The following is a 1,125-nucleotide window of genomic DNA, read 5'->3' as shown; positions in this document are numbered from 1 at the left end:
CGCCAGGAGCTGGTTTGCGATGCCGAAGAGCGGGAACAGGGTGTTGATGCCGCCGAGCGGATCGGTAACGCCCATGAGCAGGATCGCCCCCCAGGCCGCGACCATGATCCCGGTCGCGATCCAGACCCCGGGCCGCCAGGAGGTGTTCTTGAACCTCGGGAACAGGTTGCCGAGGCCGTCCTGGAGCATGAAGCGGGCGACGCGGGTACCCGCGTCCACGGCGGTCAGGATAAACAGCGCCTCGAACATGATCGCGAAGTGATACCAGAACCCCATCATCGCGGTGCCCCCGACGAGGTCCTTCATGATGTTCGCGAGGCCAAGCGCGAGCGTCGGCGCACCGCCCGTGCGGGAGACGATGGACTCCTCCCCCACCGCCTGCGCGGTGGACGTGAGCAGCTCGGGGGTGACGTCCACCCCGGCGATGCCGAGGCCCATCACCCACTCGACCGCGCCCTCGACGGTGCCGCCGGTGGCCGCGCCGGAGGAGTTCATCGCAAAGTAGATGCCCTGGTCGAGGGTGACCGCGGCGACGAGCGCCATGAGCGCGACGAAGGACTCCATGAGCATGCCGCCGTAGCCGATGAAGCGGGTCTGGCGTTCCTTCTGCACGAGCTTTGGCGTCGTCCCGCTCGCGATGAGCGCGTGGAAACCGGAGAGGGCCCCGCAGGCGATCGTGACGAACAGGAACGGGAAGATATTCCCCGCCACCACCGGGCCGTTCTCTCCGGAGGCGAACTGGCTGATCGCGGGCATCTGCACATCGGGCATGACCAGGATCACGGCCGCCGCGAGCAGCAGGATCACGCCGATCTTCATGAAGGTGGAGAGGTAGTCGCGCGGGGCGAGCAGGAGCCAGACGGGCAACACCGCGGCGATAAAGCCGTAAATAATGACGCACCAGGCCAGCGTCACCTTGTCGAGGGTGAACAGGGCGGCGCCCCACTCCGAGCCGCCGACCCAGCCACCGGCGACGATCGCGAGCATGAGGAGCACGAAGCCGATGATCGAGATCTCAGTGATCTTGCCGGGCCGCAGATAGCGCAGGTACAGGCCCATGAAGATCGCAATCGGGATGGTCATCCCGACCGAGAAGACGCCCCACGGGCTCTCCGCGAGCGCGTT

1 protein-coding gene is annotated in these 1,125 nt (G+C 66.8%); it reads right to left on the bottom strand.

Annotated elements, in window-relative coordinates:
- Positions 1-1,125, bottom strand: a 1,125-nt coding sequence (locus OOT08_RS10145; RefSeq protein ID WP_325092532.1) for a carbon starvation CstA family protein, incomplete at both ends; no start/stop codon positions are given.

The sequence above is a fragment of the Leucobacter sp. M11 genome, from assembly GCF_035726885.1.
Classification (GTDB): domain Bacteria; phylum Actinomycetota; class Actinomycetes; order Actinomycetales; family Microbacteriaceae; genus JAPFRB01.
This window is presented reverse-complemented; position numbering and strand designations above follow the sequence as displayed.